General features: G+C 33.2%; 1 protein-coding gene. It reads right to left on the bottom strand.

The window, feature by feature from the left end:
• Window positions 1–629 (bottom strand): hypothetical protein (locus DSM106972_RS13020; protein WP_201800717.1); only part of this gene is annotated, 629 nt, incomplete at its 3' end.
• Window positions 630–750 lie beyond the last annotated feature (121 nt).

Here is a 750-nt window from a genome sequence, read left to right as displayed (position 1 = left end):
TGTCGAGAGGGATAATCCACCGACAATTGAGTACAGATGAAAAATAGTCGGTCGTTTAATTTCTCTAACTCTGTTTGACCCTTGGCTCCGCCCCCTCCCCATGATTTTTTTTCTGGTAGCTTTAACGCATCGACTTTTATGTGCTTTGGTTCATCTATTTCTTTTAAAGAAAGATAGCTATTCACCATACTTTCTTTAACTACATCTGGTAATGGTTCACCATTCAATTGTTTACCAGTAACTAGCATGTTAATAATATTGCTAGTTTGTAGTTGCATTGTACCTGTATACACATTGCCAAAATCTAACTCATCAAGTAGTTGACACATCAATTTCTCAATCATTGACTGTTCAACATCGACTTTAGTTTTAGTTTTTACATCGTACTTCTGGTAATTCTTTTTGGCTAATTTAAAAGTAATTAACTGAGGAGTAAACTTAAAATCTCTATCTCCTACTTTAATTAAATCAGATGCATCAGAAGCATAGCCAAATACATAGTTAAAATCGTCATCACTCTTAAACGCTACTTCGTCAAATTTGATTAATGAATTTAATCCAGCAAAATCAGTACATGCTAAGTTGCTGGATTCACTACCTTCAGATGGGGTGTTATACCAAAATGGCATTGTTTTTACTCCTAAGAATTATTTAAAGAAAATGATGAAAACAACTTAGTACCTTTATTGTTTACATCAAAGCAGCAGATAGGAAACTTTAAACCATTACTACAGAAATAGTTTTATCACT

This window comes from Dulcicalothrix desertica PCC 7102, assembly GCF_003991905.1.
GTDB classification, from domain to species: domain Bacteria; phylum Cyanobacteriota; class Cyanobacteriia; order Cyanobacteriales; family Nostocaceae; genus Dulcicalothrix; species Dulcicalothrix desertica.
Note: the sequence above shows the minus strand (reverse complement) of the source record. Positions and strands in the feature narration are given on the sequence as shown.